This is a genomic window from Acinetobacter sp. 24-47-39 (genome assembly GCF_056783825.1).
Genome location: NZ_JBWYIP010000005.1, coordinates 112,521 through 132,204, shown reverse-complemented (window position 1 = coordinate 132,204; position 19,684 = coordinate 112,521). Strand labels below are relative to the sequence as shown.

The window sequence follows — 19,684 nt, the reverse complement described above, 5'->3', positions numbered from 1 at the left end:
CTAAATCTTTTTTTTTCATATAAAATTCATTTTTAATTATTTTTTATGCATAAAGATTAGATTTATTCTAGCGCCATGTAACAGAATATTTTCTTTTGAGGTTGCCATGCGCTTTTCAGCTAAATTAAAACTTGGGGTTATCGCAGCTTTTGTTTCAGCTGCTTCGCTTAGCGCTTCCGCTAAAGATTTATTAAACGTCTCTTACGATCCTACTCGTGAACTCTACGTAGAAGTAAATAAAGAATTTGGTACGTATTGGAAATCTCGGACTGGACAAAACATCAACTTTCGTCAGTCACATGGCGGCTCAGGTAAACAAGCGCGTGCAGTCATTGATGGTTTAGATGCAGATGTTGTGACTCTCGCACTTGCAGCTGACATTGATGCGATTGCTGAAAAAACCAATTTATTACCAAAGGATTGGCAGAAGAAATTCCCACATAACTCGACACCCTACACTTCCACAATTGTTTTCCTCGTCAAAAAAGGAAATCCAAAAAATATTAATGACTGGGGTGATTTAGTAAAACCGGGTGTGGAAATTATTACACCAAACCCTAAGACGTCAGGTGGTGCACGTTGGAATTATTTAGCGGCTTGGGCGTGGGCTAAACACCAACCAGGTGGAAATGACGCCAAAGCACAACAATTTGTTCAACAAATTTATAAACAAACCAAGGTCTTAGATTCGGGCGCTCGTGGCTCAACTACAACTTTTGCTGAACGTGGTATTGGCGATGTTTTGCTTGCTTGGGAAAATGAAGCTCATTTAGCACTGCGTGAACAACCAGGTAAATTTGAAATTGTGACGCCAACACTTTCTATACTTGCTGAACCACCTGTAGCGATCGTTGAAAAAAATGCAGAAAAATCAGGCAATAAATATTTGGCGCAAGGTTATTTGAATTTCCTTTATTCTCCTAAAGGACAACATATTGCCGCGAAGAATTTCTATCGTCCGCGTAATCAAGCTGTATTAAAACAATATTCATCAACATTTAAGCCACTTAAATTGGTCACAATTGATCAAGAGTTTGGTGGCTGGGCGAAAGTACAAAAAGCTCATTTTGAGAATAATGGTATTTTTGACCAAATTACCAAAGCCAATAACACAAAAAAATAATCAGTGGAGCGTGACATGATACATACACTCATTGTACCCGGCGTCGGCGGAAGTGATGAAAATCATTGGCAATCATGGTTGCAACGTCAAGTCATGCCATGCTCACGTGTTCAACAAGATGATTGGAACTTTCCCTTACTTTCAGATTGGATTAATCGTTTTGTAGAAAAAATTTCGCAGATAGATGCACCCGTACAGATTGTTGCACATAGTTTTGGCTGTTTAACGTCAGTCGCTGCTCTGCATCAGCACCCAGAAATAGCACAGAAAGTTAAACAACTGGTTTTAGTTGCACCAGCCAATCCAAGTCGTTTTGGTGAAAATGGTTTTGCTCGTTTGAGTTTGACTGATTATAGTTTTTACTTTCATCAAATTAAGATTAGCGTTCCCACAAAAATGCTCATCAGTGAAAATGATCCGTGGTTAGGTTTTGAGGATGCAAAAAAATTAGCAAAATCATGGGGTGTAAAACCGATTAACTTAGGTCAAGTCGGTCATATTAATGTTGATTCAGGATTTGGACCATTTCCAGAGATCTTCGATTTTATGATTCATGAAAAGCTGTCGAACTATATCAATAGTATTGATAATGGCAAGTTGTATTACAAATTTGCAATTTAAAGTTCGCCACTTATTCTTGATAAATTTTTCAATTCAATTGCTTATTGATTTCGGTAAGCTTTTTCTCTCATTTGAGGAGTAGTCATGTCGCAGCGATCCCGAGTGCTGCCAGGATTTGGTCTATCTCTAGGCTTTACCCTAGCGTATTTATCTTTAATTGTGCTCATACCCTTGTCGGCTGTTTTTATTAAGTCTTTAGGTATTGGCTGGGAAGGTTTATGGGAGATTTTAAGTTCTGAGCGTATCTTAAAATCATTACAACTAAGTTTCAGTGCTGCACTCATTGCTGCCTTCATTAATGTTGTATTTGGCTTATTACTCGCTTGGTGTCTCGTGCGCTATAGTTTTCCTGGTAAACGAATTGTTGATGCATTGGTTGATTTACCCTTTGCGTTACCAACTGCTGTTGCTGGGATTGCATTAACGTCTTTATATGCACCTACAGGCTGGATTGGTCAATATCTTGAACCCTTAGGAATAAAAGTCGCTTATAGCCCTATTGGGATTACATTAGCGCTGATATTTATCGGCTTACCTTTTGTGGTACGTACAGTACAACCTGTACTAAGTGACTTAGAGACTGAACTTGAAGAAGCAGCTTCAGCATTGGGTGCAAATCGACTGCAAATTGTAACCAAAGTGATTTTACCAATTCTTTTCCCTGCTTTAATCACAGGATTTGCTCTCGCATTTGCCCGTGGCGTGGGTGAATATGGTTCAGTTATCTTTATTGCAGGTAACCAACCCTTCGAAACTGAAATTGCGCCATTAATGATTATTTCTCGATTGGAAGAATATGACTATGCAGGTGCAACGACGATCGCCGTTGTCATGCTCCTTATTTCATTCGCTATCTTGTTCTTGATTAACTTGTTACAAGCATGGGCGAGTCGTCGTACAGGGAGAACTGCACAATGAGTTTGAATACAAATAGCAATGCTTTAGCTGAAAAATTGCAATCTCGTGATGCGACGCGAGAACCGACTTGGGTTCGTTATACACTCATTGTCATTGCCATGATTTTCTTCCTCAGTTGCTTAATCCTGCCTTTGATTTTAGTTTTTGTTGAAGCATTCAAACAGGGTATCGGCGTTTATGCGCAAGCTTTAGTTCATCCAGACACGTTGTCGGCTGTAAAGCTCACCTTACTAACAGCTGCAATTGCTGTACCGCTCAACGTAGTATTTGGTGTGGCGGCGGCTTGGTCTGTTGCGAAATTTAATTTCCGTGGTAAATCCATATTAACCACGATTATTGATATGCCTTTCTCAGTATCACCTGTAATCGCAGGTTTGATGTTGGTATTGATGTTTGGTACTCAAGGTTGGTTCGGCGGATGGCTGATGGATAACGACATTAAGATTCTATATGCCGTTCCAGCAATTGTACTAGCAACCATCTTTATTACAGTTCCTTTTGTGGCACGTGAGCTCATTCCACTGATGGAAGCTCAAGGTACAGAAGAAGAGGAAGCGGCAATCGTTTTGGGTGCTTCAGGCTGGCAAACTTTTTGGAAAATCACGATTCCAAATATTAAATGGGGCTTGATATACGGGGTTATTCTTTGTAACGCACGTGCAATGGGTGAATTCGGGGCAGTCTCTGTAGTATCGGGTCATATTCGTGGAGAGACCAATACATTGCCACTGCATGTAGAGATTCTCTACAACGAATATACCTTTAGTGCAGCATTTGCTGTTTCATCCCTCTTGGCTTTATTGGCGATTGTGACATTGATTCTTAAAACATGGGTCGAAATTCGCCAAGAGAAATTAAGCAAACGTAATGAAGATTCTACAGTTTAAAGGAAGTATCCGATGAGTATTCAAGTTAAAAATATTGAAAAACACTTTGGTGCTTTCCATGCACTAAACAATATCTCCCTAGATTTTCCTGATGGTCAACTCGTGGCATTGTTAGGACCTTCAGGCTGCGGTAAAACGACTTTACTTCGCATTATTGCTGGTCTTGAATCTGCCGACAGCGGTCAAGTGATCCTTGAAGGTCAAGACTCAACAAATGTTCATGTTCGTGAACGTCAAGTCGGCTTCGTATTCCAACATTATGCTTTATTCCGTCATATGACAGTATTTGACAATATTGCTTTTGGTTTACGTGTTCGTCCACGTTCAACACGCCCTTCAGAATCTGAAATCAAAAAACGGGTTACACGACTACTTGATTTAGTTCAATTAGGATTCTTAGCAGATCGTTATCCAGCACAATTGTCAGGTGGACAGCGTCAACGTATTGCGCTTGCACGTGCGCTTGCAGTTGAACCTCGTGTACTACTTCTGGATGAGCCATTTGGCGCACTTGATGCAAAAGTTCGTAAAGAGTTACGTCGCTGGCTGAGAACTTTACATGATGAACTCCACATCACCTCGATTTTTGTAACCCACGATCAAGAAGAAGCGCTTGAAGTTGCAGATCAAATCATTGTAATGAATAAAGGTAATGTTGAACAAATTGGCTCACCTCGTGAAGTTTATGAAAAACCAGCAACGCCTTTTGTATTTGACTTCTTAGGTCAAGCCAATAAGTTCGAAGGTCATAATCAAGCGGGAATCGTACAGATCGGAAATGATCGCATTCAACTGCCTTTAGCTAAAGATGCACCTGAAGGTAAAGTGATTGCCTTCATTCGACCAGATGAGTTTCAAATTCACGCTCAACCTACAGACAATGCAATTCAAGCAACGTTCTTACGTGAAGTTTGGATTGCAGGAAAAGTGGTTGCCGAACTTCAAGGTCAAGATGGCAATCTCATCGAAATTCTACTCACTCCAGATGAAGCTAAACTGCATCAATTCCGCCCAAATCAATCGGTTTGGTTAACGACTAATACATTGCACTTATTTGCACAAGAAAACGCATAAAAATGTGTAGATGGGGCTTTTATATAGCCCCATCATTTTAAAGGTAACAAAGACTATGAACTTTCAACAATTAAGAATTATTCGAGAAACCGTCAGACAAAATTTTAATTTAACGGAAGCTTCCGCTGCCCTTTACACGTCTCAATCAGGCGTAAGTAAACATATTAAAGATTTAGAAGATGAATTAGGTGTTCAACTATTTATCCGAAAAGGTAAACGCTTATTAGGGTTAACTGAACCTGGTCAAGCTTTGCTCGGTATTGTGGAGCGAATGCTGGTCGATGCAGACAATATTAAAAGATTAGCCGATGATTTTAATCGTGTAGATGAAGGTACATTAACCATCGCAACCACTCATACTCAAGCGCGATATGTATTACCACCAATTGTAAATTCATTCAAAAAATTATTTCCGAAAGTTCATTTGATTTTGCAACAAGCAAGCCCAACTGAAATCACTGAAATGTTACTTTTAGGCGATGCAGATATTGGTATTGCTACTGAGAATCTGACTACTGAAGAAAACTTAGCAAGTGTTCCTTTTTATAACTGGAAACACAGTATTATTACGCCTCAAGGTCATCCACTTACTCAAATAGCAGCGCGAGAGATTAGCTTAGAACATTTGGCAGAGTATCCGATTATTACCTATCACGGTGGTTTTACGGGACGTTCAAAGATTGATAAAGCCTTTGAAGACTCAGGACTTGATGTTGATTTAGTGATGTCTGCGCTTGATGCTGATGTAATCAAAACTTATGTGGAGTTAGGTATGGGTGTCGGGATTGTCAACGATGTAGCCTACGATACAGAACGAGATCATCGCTTAAAACAAATTGATACTGATTTATTCGGGGTGAATACCACTTGGATTGCTGTTCGTAAAGGTCATTTATTACGTGGATACGGTTACGAGTTTATTTCGCTATGTGCACCTAGTGCTGATATCAAAGCGTTAAAGCGTGTGGCTTATCCTGAAGATTAATAAGCTACAAATAATAAAGGTGCCTATAGCGCCTTTATTATTTGCATTAACTTGCATAAAAAAACGAGCCGAAGCTCGTTTTTTTAATTGGATCTTACCAGTGGAAGCTCACACCCACTTTACCGACTGGAAGCCACTCATATTTGTCTTTAGATTCAATTTTCGCTTCTAAAGCTTCAGCTGCATCAGCACCAGTACCAGTACCACCAACTTCAGCTAAACCTACTGAAGTAATATTTGCAGAAGGGTTACCAGTGTAATAAGCACCTACTTCACCAAATACACCGAAGTTTTTATTGATTTTAGGAGCAAAACCAAAACCTACGTATGGAGCAAAGTCATTTTTGTATGACATTTTACCATCGATGAAACCTTGACCAGATGGAGCGTTGTAATTTTTGCCATCAATCTTAACAACATCATTCGTATTGTTTAAGCGCTTAGTAACATCGTATTCATTATCGATATATGCTACACCAGCAGCCATATATAGACCTTGAGCCCATGGATTTTGACTCGCGCCCCAAGGACGAATCTCAGCATTTAAGTATGCCAAACTATTATCCATATCTAAATCGTACTTAGTACCGTCAATAGATAAATCATCAGACCAAGAGATATCACCACCGTTGTAACCTAAAGCAAGACCAACGTATGGGTTAGCAGTCCAAAGTAATGCACCACCGTAACCAGTTGTACCAACTTCAGCACGAACACCAGTAGGGATTAATTGATTAGCTTCAAATACATTACCTGTACGTACTACTTGAGTGTCCGCCATAGCGAAGCCTGAAACAGATAATGCTGTTGTAACAGCGAGTAATTTTAACACTTTCATTTTTTTCTCCTCAAAGAAATGAGTTGTTCTTTAATCATTAATGTGTTCGACTCGGAAGCATCTTAATGGAGATTTCAAAGCTGGTTAATATTCAAATTGATGCTTTTTTGTTATTTTTTGATACAATTTTGATTTAGTTGTTGTTTTATAAATAATTTGCACTTAAGTCTTTTATTAACTTTTATTAACATACTTATAAAGAATAGTCATTATTGTCGGACATTTTTTCAGGATTAATTGTAATTTTTATAATCAATTTAGTGTAAAATCTTGGAAATTTTTTTTGGAAGAGAAGATTATGTCTCAGCTTTCGTCAATCATCGAACAAGCGTTTGAAGATCGTGCAAACTTCACAGCTACAGATTGCCCTGCTGAAATTCGCCAAGCAGTCGAGGAAGCAATTGCTGGCTTAGATAATGGTTCATTACGTGTTGCTGAAAAGATTGATGGTGAATGGGTTGTTCATCAATGGTTAAAAAAAGCTGTTCTATTGTCATTCAAACTTAATGATAATAAACCAATCGAATCATGCGATCTCCAATTCTATGACAAAGTAGACACTAAATTTACAGGTTGGACTGAAGAGCAATTTAAAGCAGCTGGTGTACGTGTTGTACCGCCTGCAGTTGCACGCAAAGGTTCTTATCAAGCTAAGAATGTTGTACTTATGCCATCTTATGTCAACATTGGCGCTTATGTTGATGAAGGTACAATGGTTGATACATGGGCGACTGTAGGTTCATGTGCGCAAATTGGTAAAAATGTTCACCTTTCTGGTGGTGTTGGGATTGGCGGTGTACTTGAGCCTCTTCAAGCGAACCCTACGATCATTGAAGACAATTGTTTTATCGGTGCACGTTCTGAAATCGTTGAAGGTGTAATCGTTGAAGAAGGTTCAGTGATTTCAATGGGTGTTTACATTGGTCAATCAACTAAGATTTATGACCGTGAAACAGGCGAAATTCACTACGGCCGTGTTCCAGCAGGTTCAGTTGTTGTTTCTGGTAGCCTTCCTTCAAAATGCGGTAAATACAGCTTGTATGCTGCAATCATCGTGAAAAAAGTCGATGCTCAGACTCGTGCTAAAACAAGTTTGAACGACTTATTACGCGCTGACTAATTTTTTTAATATTTTATAGTATTTGGAGTTACACTCCACATCTCTACGGTTAGTAATAATCGTAGAGATTTTTCTTTTATATAATCTCTATTTTAGTTTGGTTTTGTCGATATGAGTAATTTGCGATCTTCCGCTATTCCTGTTTCTGATCCGTCTGCGGGGTTACGTATTACGGAGATCTTCTATTCATTACAAGGTGAAGCCAACACTTCAGGCTTACCTACAGTGTTTATACGCTTAACAGGTTGCCCACTGCGTTGTACATATTGTGATACCACCTATTCTTTTGAAGGTGGTCAACGACACTCTTTAGAGGATATTATCCAAACCACCCTTGATTTTAAGACACCTTATATTTGTGTTACTGGTGGTGAACCATTAGCCCAACCCAATGCGTTACCGCTCATGGAGCGTCTAGCAGATTTAGGTTGTGAAGTTTCCCTTGAAACGAGTGGAGCGCTAGATGTTTCAAAAGTGGATCGTAGAGTTTCTAAAGTCCTAGATTTAAAAACACCAACTTCAGGTGAAGACTCACGTAATTTAATGAGTAATTTAGACCATTTAACTCAACATGATCAGATTAAATTTGTCATATGCAATCGTGAAGATTATGAATGGTCTAAACAACAAGTGAATCAATATGAGTTGCACAAGCGTGTAAGTACAGTTTGGTTCTCACCTGCTTTTGCTGTTGAAAAAGGCGCTGCGAAGTTACCACAACTTGCGCGTGATTTAGCACAATGGATCTTAGAGGATCACTTACCAGTTCGTTTCCAGCTTCAATTACATAAGTTGCTCTGGAATGACGAAACAGGTCGTTAAAACCTAAAAAAATAGCTCAAATTAAAACAGTACAGCACTTTTCTGTACTGTAGTTTGAGACAAAATGATCTTTTAGTGTGCTGACACTTTAATGGTCGTGCCATTCAAATTAATCCCTTTCATTGAAATATCCCCAATCTTATTATTTATTGTTGATGCATCTCCAACGCCTACTCCCCATAACATTGCATTAAAACCATTTTGATCTCCGAGACGGTTTATTTTGAGTTCCAGTCCATCTGTACGTATCGAACCTGCAACATCAAAATCAAGATTATTGATGCCAAAACGCCCTGGTTGAGTATTTTTTAAATTAATAAATTCTATTCCGAATGCGCCACCACCATCATGATCGTGGACTTTGAAGCCCTCTAAACGTAAGCCATCTTTAAATATTCCATTCAGTTTTAAAAGACTGCCTTGAGGTGCTGAACCGAGCTGAATATTGGTAGAGAGATTGGATACATAAAATTTCATATTATCCATAATTTTAACGGGATCACTATAGCCTCTTCCGGTTGGACTAACTTGACCCGATTTACCCACCCAAATATCACCGGTATTAATAATAATATCTTCAGGAACAAATACACCTAAATTCAGAAAAGGCCCTGTAGTACTACTCCCTCCTTGAGCATCGATTTTTAAGGTAATACTAATATCTGCCGAACCAGAAGAAAGTGATAATGGATTCTTACTACGTCCATTCGCTGTACCGAAAATTAAGGCACCTGCTTTTGTGTTTCCTTCGTTGTAATCTGGCCCGAATCCACTGTTATCGTGCCAAATCAAATCAGCTTGAATGGGTCCACCTGGTAAAAGGCTAATCGTAATACCATCTTGTGCTGCATATGTTGACAATTCTTGATCTGAAAGCTCCTCAAATGCAAAAGAATTTGTACTGATCAACGCAGCAGTGGTTAAAATTAAAGTATTAATTTGATTCATTTTCATTCCGTAAAAATTATTTTTGTAAGTTTTAATCAAGTATTTGTTAAATTATATTTAATATTTAAACAAAAACAACAACTGTTTAAACTTTATTCGACTCAAAAGAGAGTTTTATTACATCTTGTAAAATGAATTCTAAAACGAACATTTCACTTTCTTTATAATGATCTAATTTAGTTTTGTGACTTCTGCAGATCTATATATTCAAAAAATTTATACCCCATTATTCTTTATATAATCAGTTATAATTCATTTTTTATTTACTTTAATTTTTTGGAGTTCTCCTATGCGCCCTCGTGCCATTGTATTGTTATCAGGTGGTTTAGACTCAACGACTTGCTTGGCTTGGGCGCAAGCGCGCTATGAATGTATCGCTTTAAGTTTTATGTATGGTCAACGCTCAACAACTGAATTGGATGCTGCACGTAAACTGACACAACAAGCAGGCGTTGAACATCGCGTGATTAATATAGATTTGGGTAATTTAGGTGGTTCTGCATTAACTGATCATTCCATTGATGTTCCTGATCAAGAACAAGAAGGAATCCCTGTCACTTATGTTCCAGCACGTAATACGATTTTCCTGTCTTATGCACTTGCAGCAGCAGAAGTGTTTGACGCAGAAGCCATCGTAATTGGAATTAATGCGGTGGATTATTCAGGTTATCCAGATTGTCGACCAGAATTTATTGAAGCATTTGCTAATATGGCAAGATTAGCGACAAAAGTAGGTGTGGAAGGAAAACCTCTTAAATTTGAAACACCTTTACTACAATTATCCAAAGCAAATATTATTCGCTTAGGCATCGAACATGGCGTAGACTACAGTCAAACGGTGTCATGCTATCAAGCAGATGACCAAGGACGAGCTTGTGGAAAATGCGACAGCTGTCGTTTGCGTAAACAAGGTTTTGCAGATGCTGGCGTTGAAGACCCAACTCGTTATATACCGTAATAACAGGGTGCCATATATGAAAAATTTAAAATCAAACATTATTCTTTCAGCCATTGTTTCTGCTGCAGCACTTTTCGGTTCTGCTGCTCAAGCAAATGAGCCGAATAATAAAATGCAGCAAGCCTACAAAAGTACTAACGTAAAATCTGCACTGATTAATGTTTGTAAGGAAGAAACTGCTAAAGGGAATAAGCTTTCTGCTGCTGAAGTCAGCAAATATTGTACTTGTGCAATTGAAGCAGACGGCAAGCTCACTAATGCTCAAAAATGGGAAATCCAAAGTGCGATTAACCAAAAGAAAAGCCCTTCTAGTTTAGCTATCGTGAAGAAACAGAATACTGATCTTCAAGCATGCTTCGGCCCACAGTTAACGTCTAAGCTACAGTCGTTAACAGAGGAAGCAATGAAAGCAGCACAAGCTAAAAAATAATTGCAGCTTGTATAAGGTCTAAGATAGCCACCTCGTGTGGCTATTTTTTTGAATTCCCCTATAAATGTAGTGACAACTTTTGAGGAAATTATAATGTCAACGGAAACAATTAGTTTACCCAATCAAACATTCCCAACGACTACAGGTTCTGTGAATTTAACTGAGTTGAATACAGATTGGCTCATCATTTATTTTTATCCAAAAGATTCAACACCTGGGTGTACAACGCAAGCTGTTGGTTTTTCATGTTTGAAAGATCAGTTTGATGCGCTTCATACCACTATTTTCGGTGTTTCTAGAGACTCAGTAAAAGCCCATCAAAACTTCACCGAAAAGCAAGCTTTAACAATTGACTTGATTAGCGATAAAGAAGAAGTGCTTTGCCAACACTTTGATGTGATTAAAGAGAAAAATATGTATGGAAAAAAAGTGATGGGGATTGAGCGCTCAACTTTTATTTTTCATCAAGGCAAACTCGTTAAAGAATATCGTAAAGTCAAAGCTGCAGGGCATGCTGAACAAGTGCTTGAAGATTTAAAAGCTTTGCAGAACTAATGAAAAAACCCACGATTGACGTGGGTTTCATCTACTTATAATTCTTTTTGACTACAATTAGAAATCAAAGCTTACGCCAAGTTTATAGGTACGTCCTGCACCCAATGTTGTAAAGCCACTGTTAAATACACCCGCCCAATATTTTTCATCTGTGACATTGTCAATATTGGCACGGAAAGTCGTATCTACACCGCCAAGATTGGTTGTGTATTTCGCACCGATATCGAGTAACGTATAGTCAGGAAGTTCGAGCGTATTGGTATTGTTGAGATATTGGTTATCCACATAGTTAGCACGTGCATTCACACTTAAACCATCCACCGGGAGTTTATACTCAATGCCAAGCCCTGCTGTGAACTCAGGTTGACCTTCTACTGTATTTCCCGAAAGCTTAACTTTTCCACTCATACCTTTGGTATATTCAGCATCAATATAAGCCAAGTTACCCCAAACAATCACATCATCTGTGACATTGCCTGAGAATCCATACTCAAGTCCTTTCGAGGTAGTTTCACCACCATCGGTCGTAATCTGAGTCGATCCATTGATCGGGGTGGCATAATACTCTGTAATTGTACTTGGTTTTTCAATTTGATATGCAGCAAGGGTATGTAACCAAGAACCATGTTGATATTTTGCGCCCACCTCATACTGTTTAGTTTGGAATGGTGCGAATGTTTTTCCAAAATTCACATCTGTTTCCGTCGTTACAGTATTGCCTTGAGACAACCCTTCTACATAACTTGCATAAAGCGAGATATCTTCACCCCAAGGTTTCACCACGATCCCTAAACTTGGTGACACTTTATCTTCGCTATATTCAACGCCAGTCAATGGATTTTTGATGTCCATATCTTGGTAACGTGCACCTAAAATGAATTGTAATTTATTATCAAGCACGGAAATTTGATCAGTGAATGAATAACTGATGAAATCATTATCGGCCTGTTTAAATATTTCAGGCGCCTGCTCTGGCATATGACCTTCGTGGCTTGGATCGTAGAGATTGGTGACAAATGGGACAGCTGTAGATCCTTGTCCTTTATGTTTCACTGTTTCAATATTTAAGTAGTCTGCACGTAAACCAATTTTATGTTCAATTGATCCAGTATTAAATGCACCCTCTAAACCTAAGTTTGCTGAGGTATTATTTTGCTTTAATTTTACATGATAATATTGAGAGTTCGCGTCACCTGCATCATTGATTACGATCATGCGTGTACCAAAAAGATGCCCTTGATATTTTTGTTCTGCAGTACCAACGCCAGCAATGACTTTTAAATTATCTAGTAATTTATATTCACCTGACAATCCAACATATTGTGCTGATTGTTTACCATGGATATTCGGGAAAAAGTTACTACGACCGTCAGGTGCATCTAAGACTTTGCCAAGCTGTGCAAATGAAACCATCGCAGGCGAACCACCTTCACGTTTATCATCCGTCACATAAGCATCAAAATTCACTTTTGCTTTATCAGTGGTCCAATCTAATGCTAATACGGCTGAGGTACTTTCATCTTCTAGGCCATCAACAACATGTTCACCTTGTCCATAATTGGCACTTAAGCGAGCACCAAACTGTTGATCTTGACCAAAGCGGCGTGCAACATCAAAGCCAGATTTATAAAAACCTTCTTCTTCGAAATTCGCGGTGACACGGGTAAGTTCTTTGTCTGCACGTTTCGTATTTGCAACGATTACACCGCCAACGCTTCCACCCGGTGCCATCCCTGCAACAAGTGCATTCGGTCCTTTGAGCACCGTCACTGAATTGAGAATATCTGTGGTCACACGCCCCGTAGGTGCCATGCCATAAGTACCATTTAAATTGTAATCTTCCCAATTCACACCAAAACCACGAATACTAAAGTTTTCATTGAGATGCCCACTATTGGTCGTGGTACGAATACTTGGGTCGATCTTTAAGACATCCATAATGGTATGCGCGTGTGCATCTTGAATGGCTTGATCGCTGTAGTTACGGATGGTAAACGGCGTGTCTAACACATCCTTTTCACCTAAAATATTCAGTGTAGCTTTTTTTTTCAGTTTACCTGTGACATCGGTTTCTTGTGAGTCTGCTTTTACTACAATGGTTGCCAATTGTGTTGGTTCTTGCGCAACTGCAAAACATGGTATAGAAATTAAAGACAAAAATAATAGATTTCTTTTCACGTGGCTGCCCTCTTATATACGGTTTTGGGCACATCATACACAATTTAAATGATAATGATTTTTATTTATAATTAATTTATCATTAATATTTACTTTTGTTTTTAACTAATTCACAGTTATATTCGATCATATTACAACCTTAGAAAAGTATCTCGTCCAACTTATTCAGAGCGACTTAGTTTGAAAATTTAAGTAAGCATAAATATCAAGTTATCGATCGAAGCACAGTGAATCTAGACATGAATAATCTAAGACATTATTTATTAAAATTTTAAATATGATCAAAAATTATGAGGTAGCTCTTAGAGTTACAGATGCTGTGATCAAACATTTGGAAAATAAAAGTTGTCTTTTAAAAGGTTTTTTGCACAACTCCATGCTTTAATTTCTAGTTAACTAATTAAGTTATAGGCGATGTACCACATGATTAAAGCAATCAAAATATCCAAGACTTGCCATGCGCGGGGATTGTGAAAGTAAGCGGATAGATATTGCGCACCAAAACCCAAACTAAAGAAAAATAACCATGATGCCGTAATCGCACCGATAGCAAACGATAATAAGTGATCTTCAAATTGCGTCGATATCGCACCTACAAGCACGACAGTATCTAAATACACATGAGGATTCAGCCATGTAAATGCCAAGCAAATGAGAATAATTTTAAACCATGAAACAGCCGTATGATGATCAAGACACATCGATTTTTTGGTCGAAAATGCTTGATAAAAATGATGTAAACCATATACCACTAGAAATATAGCCCCACCCCATTGTGCATATGTCATCACTTGTGGATGGCCTGAGATAAACTGCCCAAATCCAAATACACCAGCCAAAATTAAAAGTGAGTCTGAAAAGGCGCAAATGATGCAAATAGACAGAACATATTCTTTTTTTAAGCCCTGTTTAAGCACAAAAGCATTCTGAGCACCTATCGCCATAATCAAACTTAAACTCGTTACAAAGCCATTAAACAGTACGGATAAAGACATAAAACACCTAATATTTATCATTAGGCGGATTATGAACAATTCAATCTTAAATTGAGTATTATTAAATTAATATTAAGTTCATTAAGTTTTATTAAATCATGATTTTCAATTATAAAGACTGTGTCGCGTTTATCACCGTGGCGGAAACTGGAAGTTTTGATCTGGCTGCTAGAAAGCTTTGTCTCTCTGCGGCTGCAATTACTCTTCGAATCCAACAATTGGAACGTCAGATTGGTCAAACATTAATCCTGAGAGAACGACCTTGCCGTGTGACACATTCAGGTGAAATATTGCTTGAACATTTATTACGGCAAAAGCGTCAAGAAGAAAATGTTTTGCAGCTTATTCAGGGAAAAAATCAAAATTCTGAGTTTTATAAAATTATCATTGGAACGAATGCAGATTCATTAGAAACATGGCTCTTGCCTGCGATTGCTGAACAGTTAATAGAGCAAAAAATCACAATACAACTTCGAATAGATGATCAGGATCATACGCATCAATTAATGGAATCAGGCTATGTAAATGCGTGTATAAGCGCTGAATCCCAACCTATGACAGGTTGCCACTCAGAATTTTTGTTCACGATGCGTTATCAAATGGTATGTACGCCAGAATTCAAAATAACATGGTTTAAAAACGGACTAAATCGCGATTCCTTTCGCCGTGCGCCTGCGGTCATCTTTAATGATAAAGATCATTTACATGAAACGGTTCTACTGAATCAATTTGGATTACCGCAATCTAGTTATCCATATCATTATGTCCCCTCTTCTAAGTCATTTGTCGATGCAATCCAACTCGGCTTAGGCTATGGCATGGTGCCTGAACTGCAAATTCAAGACTTACTCGACCAAGGAGTATTAATTTGTTTGTTGCCTGAGGCAACACAAGACGTTGATCTATATTGGCATCATTGGAAACAGCAGTCCCCACAACTCAAACATATTACAGACATACTCATGACATTAAAAAAGCAGTGAGTGAATCACTGCTTTCTTTTCATCGATTTAGTTGGCTTTCCACTGCCCTTCAAGCTTGATATTCACTTTTTCACCAATTCCACCAATCGCTTTGCGCATACCGAAATCACTACGATTGATGACTGTTGTAGATTGTACATTCAACACATTTGGATTCGATGCATTTGGAGTTAAAATTGTATCAAATGAAACTGGGCGTGTCACACCACGCATGGTGAGTTGACCATCAAATTTGTATTTATTATTTCCTAAAGCACGAATTTGATTACTTTGAAAGGTCACAGTTTTATATTTGCTTGCATGAAAGAAACTGTCACCAAAGACCATATCCTTTAAAGAGTTTTTGCTCAGTTTAAGGCTATTCACATCCATCACAAATTTAGCTGAACCTTGATTAGGCTGTGCCGGATCAAAATTCATCTGTGATTGATACTTTTGAAATTGCCCATTTACAATCGACATTCCTGCAGATCGGATATCAAAGCTGATCTTACTGCTAGGTGATAGTATCCATGTTTGCGCTTGAGCAAAAACAGAAGCAGATAACAGCACTGTGGCCAAACTCATTTGTGTAATAGTACGCACGATTTCCCTCGGTTTTCTTGTGTTAAACACAATCATTCAATTGATTCACTCAAACTTGTACTGTCTTGACGTTGGTATTTAGTTTTCAGTTGTTGGTAAATTTCTGAATTTTGAAACGCTTGTAAAAATTGAATCGTTCCGTGGGGAAGTTCTTTTTCCATAATTTCCCCCCGATAGTATGCTTCACGAAGTGGTGTTGCAGAAATTGCACCTTTTAAACTATCGAGCTCCAACATCTCCCATTCTGGGAAAAATTTGAGGTAATAGGATGAGTCATCTTTAAAGTGACCGATTAAGCCGACTTGATCACTTGGCTGTACTACACCCGCCACTAAAGATTTGACCAATTTTTGCCATTTTTCATCATTATAAACATCAATGACGTGTACAAATTTGATTCTTGCCTGTTGATCAGCAGAAAAGTTAGACAAAATCATCTGTTCACGTTCAATGGCTAAAAATGGATTTTTTATATTCCGCTCTAATTGAGCAGAACCAAGCGCTAAAATAACGTTCTGGCTATGCGTCAGCGCAATTTTAATGGTTTCCATATGTGCCAAATGAAAAGGCTGAAAACGTCCGATATAAACCAAATAATCAAATTTATAATTCATCGCCAAGTCACGTTTATGAACTGATCAGTTATGTCACTCTTCGCCAGAATACGACATAATAGATTTCATAAAATCTATATTAATTGAAAGCAAGGATAGTACGATGTCATTAAGTTGTATTCAACAACCTCATGAGCATTTAAATGCAAAATTAGAAGATGGTGTGCTGACCTTGGCGATTAATCGTCCTAAAGCCAAAAATGCATTATACGGCGAATTATACCTCTGGATCGCCAAAGCCCTTGATGAAGCAGACAAAGATCAAGCTGTTCGTGTGGTCATTTTACGTGGCGAAGATGCAGATTTCAGTGCTGGTAATGATATGCAAGACTTCATGAAATCTGCGGCGATGAAAGATCAAATTCGTCCAGAAGATGGTCCTCCTTTTGTGCTTTTAAAATCTGCTGCTAAATTTTCTAAACCACTGATTGCTGCGGTACGTGGTGTCGCAATTGGTATTGGCGTAACGATCTTATTGCATTGCGACTTAGTTTATGCAGATAACACTGCTTTGTTCCAAATTCCATTTGTAAGCTTAGGTCTTTCACCTGAAGGCGCATCTAGTAAATTACTAGCACGTCAAGCAGGTCATGTGAAAGCAGCAGAACTTTTATTAACTGCTGATAAATTCGACAGTAAAAAAGCATTGGCTGCAAACTTGATCAACAGTATTGAATCTGACGTTTATGCAACTGCCGCTCAAAAAGCCACACAACTGGCTTCACTACCACTTGCTTCTCTCGTGCAATCTAAAGCCTTAATGAAACATGATGTTGATGAGATCGTGTCCTGGATTGATCATGAAGCAGTAATCTTTATGGGGCGCGTCGGCTCTCCAGAAATGATGGAAGCTGTACAAGCTTTTATGCAAAAACGTAAACCTGATTTCACACAATTTAATTAAGCTAAAAGATCCGAGTCTCACGACTCGGTGAATACTCTCTATCTAAGGAATGGATCATGACGACTGAAAAAAAACGCTACTACGAACCTGCACCACAAGACATTGATGTTGAAAATTTCAAAAAGGTCGTGACCAGTCGTCGATCTGTTCGGAAGTTTACAGAAAAACCTATACCGTCTGATATCCTCGATCAATGTTTAGATTTAGCACTCTTGGCCCCTAATTCATCTAACTTACAACCTTGGACTTTTTATGTTGTCCAAAATCCTGAAAAGAAAAAAAAGATTGTAAAAGCGTGTTTAAATCAATGGGCTGCGCGCACAGCGGCTGAATTGATTGTCTGTGTCGCACGTACAGATCGAATTAATGAAATGGCAAAACTGAATATTCAAGAATTTCCATTTCCTGAGATTCCTCCACTCGTCAAAAAATATTATACCTATATTCCACTGAATTATAAAACGGGTTACTTAAATGCAATTGGTAACTTTAAGAAAGTAACTTTCAAAGTAGCACGTAATTTTGACAAACAAATGCCTGTTACCGCTTTTACACCTGCGGATGCCAAACTTTGGGCAGCGAAGACAACAGCTTTAGCCTGCGAAAATCTTGTACTTGCGCTCAGAGCTTATGGATTCGACAGTTGTATGATGGAAGGTTTTGATGAACCTTTAGTATGTAAAACATTGGGGCTCAATGCTAAAGAGTTTCCAATTATGGTCATTGGTGCGGGAGAGCGTGCTGAAGATGGTGTGTTCTTCCCACAATATCGTTTCGATCGAGACTTATTTATTCAAAAAGTTTAAATGTAATATCACACATTTTTGATGACTTATTTTTCGTGTTGACACTTCAAACAATTGCTTACTGTTTGTAGTGTCAATTTTTTTATTTTATCTCGATTTATATTTTTGATCGTATTTTTTCAAAAATGATTTTAAGCCAAAATATTAATTGAGAATAAGATGAAAATTAAACTTCCCTCAAGCATTGTTAAACATATAGATTATTCATCTCTTGTAAATGGTCAAGCTTTTGATCCAAACACTGCGACACACACACCTGTCGGGAAATATACCTGTGTACACTACGGGATCATGATTCCTAATCTACCTGCCCCATTCAACTTTTTAAATATGATTGTGGTTGCAGGACAACCTCTCGTTAAAATATTCAGAAATTCTCATTTAATAAAAACTTCAGATTTAGATACCGCAAATCTATTAATTGGTACTGCTGCAACACAGCCTAATTTATTTTCTGGATATAGTATACAGCATGAATGTTTACTGGCGACTAATGGTCAATATCTCAAATTCGGTAATGACTTAGTTATAGAGGCTAACTACCCAGACATTAAAGCAACTCGCCAAGGTCACGCTTTCAATTATGAACTTGAATTGAAAGCAACTGATAAAATCGCACATTTCGTTAAACTTGCAGGAAGCATGTATGAACATTGGTCACTGCTTTGTGAGTACCAAGGATATTTAGAACTCGATGGGCAGAAAACTCAGGTTCAAGGTCTATGCACCTTCGAATATGCACGTGGTGTCAATATCAACATTCCCATTCGATTTTTTACTTATCAAATCTTAAATATTAATAACCACACTCAAGTCTTATTTGTGGACACTCATGGTCCAATGGGCTTAGTTTTGCAAAGTCGTGTTTACGTTCGTTCTGTAGATCATCATGGAGGAATATACGAACGAGGGCTTGAATCTGTGGTGCATGAATATGAGCCTGAACCTGTAACTACACCAAATGGCATTAAAATGCGTTTACCTCGAGTCTTTGAATGGCAAGTCAATGATGATCAAGGAAATCTTCTGATTTCTATTTATGGCAAGGCTAATGGCGACTTTAAATATGGTATGGCTGGCGGTTATGCAGGTAGTTACCAATATTCAGGTCAATTCAAAGGTCAGCATATTCAGGGTCGAGGTTATATTGAGTATATTGATCCTATAAGCAATTAAGCGCTTCAAAATAAACTTTCAATAATTAAGCCTCATGAGATGGGGCTTTGACATTTAAAGACATGTTCATTCATTCAAATTATTTCTAAACTCATTTCAACATTATAATTTCAGCATTTTAAACTGAGGATAGAGCATCCTTAGTTTTTCCAATGCATGACTTG

21 protein-coding genes are annotated in these 19,684 nt (G+C 38.2%); 15 read left to right on the top strand and 6 right to left on the bottom strand.

The annotated features are described in order from the left end of the window. Window positions 1–106 precede the first annotated feature (106 nt). The 6 genes from AC1M9C_RS06535 (at window position 107) to AC1M9C_RS06510 (ending at window position 5,608) form a co-directional block, all read left to right on the top strand. Window positions 107–1,123 (top strand): sulfate ABC transporter substrate-binding protein, encoded by a 1,017-nt coding sequence (locus AC1M9C_RS06535; RefSeq protein WP_481953405.1) that lies wholly within the window; start codon window positions 107–109, stop codon window positions 1,121–1,123. Between the two features lie 15 nt (window positions 1,124–1,138). Beyond that, on the top strand, window positions 1,139–1,744 hold the full coding sequence (locus AC1M9C_RS06530) for an alpha/beta hydrolase (protein ID WP_481587784.1): 606 nt from the start codon (window positions 1,139–1,141) through the stop codon (window positions 1,742–1,744). 84 nt (window positions 1,745–1,828) lie between these two features. Beyond that, window positions 1,829–2,662 carry a sulfate ABC transporter permease subunit CysT gene (gene cysT / locus AC1M9C_RS06525; protein ID WP_035267202.1) on the top strand — a complete coding sequence of 278 codons (834 nt, stop codon included), beginning with the start codon at window positions 1,829–1,831 and terminating at the stop codon, window positions 2,660–2,662. Then, window positions 2,659–3,549, top strand: coding sequence for a sulfate ABC transporter permease subunit CysW (gene cysW, locus AC1M9C_RS06520; RefSeq protein WP_481589027.1), 891 nt, complete (start codon window positions 2,659–2,661; stop codon window positions 3,547–3,549). The genes cysT and cysW overlap by 4 nt, the downstream gene beginning before the upstream one ends. 12 nt (window positions 3,550–3,561) lie before the next feature. Beyond that, window positions 3,562–4,623, top strand: a complete 1,062-nt coding sequence (locus AC1M9C_RS06515) for a sulfate/molybdate ABC transporter ATP-binding protein (RefSeq protein WP_035267206.1) — start codon at window positions 3,562–3,564, stop codon at window positions 4,621–4,623. A gap of 55 nt (window positions 4,624–4,678) precedes the next feature. Then, entirely contained in the window at window positions 4,679–5,608 is a 930-nt protein-coding gene (locus AC1M9C_RS06510; RefSeq protein WP_092767071.1) for a CysB family HTH-type transcriptional regulator, read from the top strand. A gap of 94 nt (window positions 5,609–5,702) precedes the next feature. Here the strand turns inward: AC1M9C_RS06510 and carO are convergent, their stop codons facing one another. After that, the gene (carO, locus tag AC1M9C_RS06505; protein ID WP_179997890.1) at window positions 5,703–6,446 is read right to left on the bottom strand and encodes an ornithine uptake porin CarO; all 744 of its coding nucleotides are present in this window, start codon (window positions 6,444–6,446) and stop codon (window positions 5,703–5,705) included. Window positions 6,447–6,744: 298 nt separating this feature from the next. Here carO and dapD point away from each other — a divergent pair, with 298 nt between their 5' ends. Both dapD and queE read left to right on the top strand, forming a co-directional pair. Beyond that, window positions 6,745–7,566, top strand: a complete 822-nt coding sequence (gene dapD, locus AC1M9C_RS06500) for a 2,3,4,5-tetrahydropyridine-2,6-dicarboxylate N-succinyltransferase (RefSeq protein WP_179997889.1) — start codon at window positions 6,745–6,747, stop codon at window positions 7,564–7,566. A gap of 111 nt (window positions 7,567–7,677) precedes the next feature. After that, window positions 7,678–8,388, top strand: a complete 711-nt coding sequence (queE, locus tag AC1M9C_RS06495; protein ID WP_481587783.1) for a 7-carboxy-7-deazaguanine synthase QueE — start codon at window positions 7,678–7,680, stop codon at window positions 8,386–8,388. 72 nt (window positions 8,389–8,460) lie between these two features. On the opposite strand, the gene filA is transcribed toward queE, so the two are convergent. Continuing rightward, window positions 8,461–9,336, bottom strand: coding sequence for a putative pilus system protein FilA (gene filA, locus AC1M9C_RS06490; protein WP_481587782.1), 876 nt, complete (start codon window positions 9,334–9,336; stop codon window positions 8,461–8,463). 289 nt (window positions 9,337–9,625) lie between these two features. Between filA and queC the strand changes: the two genes are divergently transcribed. The 3 genes from queC (at window position 9,626) to AC1M9C_RS06475 (ending at window position 11,279) form a co-directional block, all read left to right on the top strand. Then, window positions 9,626–10,294, top strand: a complete 669-nt coding sequence (queC, locus tag AC1M9C_RS06485) for a 7-cyano-7-deazaguanine synthase QueC (protein ID WP_180028449.1) — start codon at window positions 9,626–9,628, stop codon at window positions 10,292–10,294. 16 nt (window positions 10,295–10,310) lie between these two features. After that, window positions 10,311–10,724, top strand: a complete 414-nt coding sequence (locus tag AC1M9C_RS06480; RefSeq protein WP_481587781.1) for a hypothetical protein — start codon at window positions 10,311–10,313, stop codon at window positions 10,722–10,724. Window positions 10,725–10,817: 93 nt separating this feature from the next. Then, a complete protein-coding gene (locus tag AC1M9C_RS06475; RefSeq protein ID WP_481587780.1) occupies window positions 10,818–11,279 on the top strand; it encodes a peroxiredoxin in 462 nt (153 codons plus the stop codon). Window positions 11,280–11,336: 57 nt separating this feature from the next. On the opposite strand, the gene AC1M9C_RS06470 is transcribed toward AC1M9C_RS06475, so the two are convergent. After that, a complete protein-coding gene (locus tag AC1M9C_RS06470; RefSeq protein ID WP_481953404.1) occupies window positions 11,337–13,457 on the bottom strand; it encodes a TonB-dependent receptor in 2,121 nt (706 codons plus the stop codon). A 392-nt stretch (window positions 13,458–13,849) separates the two neighbouring features. After that, complete coding sequence (locus tag AC1M9C_RS06465; protein WP_481587778.1) at window positions 13,850–14,452, bottom strand: LysE/ArgO family amino acid transporter; 603 nt, start codon at window positions 14,450–14,452, stop codon at window positions 13,850–13,852. 101 nt (window positions 14,453–14,553) lie between these two features. Here AC1M9C_RS06465 and AC1M9C_RS06460 point away from each other — a divergent pair, with 101 nt between their 5' ends. Continuing rightward, window positions 14,554–15,435, top strand: coding sequence for a LysR family transcriptional regulator ArgP (locus AC1M9C_RS06460; RefSeq protein WP_481587822.1), 882 nt, complete (start codon window positions 14,554–14,556; stop codon window positions 15,433–15,435). Between the two features lie 27 nt (window positions 15,436–15,462). Here the strand turns inward: AC1M9C_RS06460 and AC1M9C_RS06455 are convergent, their stop codons facing one another. Both AC1M9C_RS06455 and AC1M9C_RS06450 read right to left on the bottom strand, forming a co-directional pair. Continuing rightward, window positions 15,463–16,020: a YceI family protein gene (locus AC1M9C_RS06455; protein ID WP_481587777.1), complete on the bottom strand. Its 558-nt coding sequence runs from the start codon at window positions 16,018–16,020 to the stop codon at window positions 15,463–15,465. Between the two features lie 32 nt (window positions 16,021–16,052). Beyond that, window positions 16,053–16,634 carry a nicotinate-nicotinamide nucleotide adenylyltransferase gene (locus tag AC1M9C_RS06450; RefSeq protein ID WP_481587776.1) on the bottom strand — a complete coding sequence of 194 codons (582 nt, stop codon included), beginning with the start codon at window positions 16,632–16,634 and terminating at the stop codon, window positions 16,053–16,055. 103 nt (window positions 16,635–16,737) lie between these two features. Between AC1M9C_RS06450 and AC1M9C_RS06445 the strand changes: the two genes are divergently transcribed. The 3 genes from AC1M9C_RS06445 to AC1M9C_RS06435 all read left to right on the top strand — a co-directional run bounded on the left by AC1M9C_RS06445 (window position 16,738) and on the right by AC1M9C_RS06435 (window position 19,520). Beyond that, window positions 16,738–17,538, top strand: a complete 801-nt coding sequence (locus AC1M9C_RS06445; protein ID WP_481587775.1) for an enoyl-CoA hydratase-related protein — start codon at window positions 16,738–16,740, stop codon at window positions 17,536–17,538. 56 nt (window positions 17,539–17,594) lie between these two features. Beyond that, window positions 17,595–18,344 carry a nitroreductase family protein gene (locus AC1M9C_RS06440; protein WP_481953403.1) on the top strand — a complete coding sequence of 250 codons (750 nt, stop codon included), beginning with the start codon at window positions 17,595–17,597 and terminating at the stop codon, window positions 18,342–18,344. Window positions 18,345–18,503: 159 nt separating this feature from the next. After that, window positions 18,504–19,520: a DUF6670 family protein gene (locus AC1M9C_RS06435; RefSeq protein WP_481587773.1), complete on the top strand. Its 1,017-nt coding sequence runs from the start codon at window positions 18,504–18,506 to the stop codon at window positions 19,518–19,520. The last annotated feature ends 164 nt before the right edge of the window (window positions 19,521–19,684 follow it).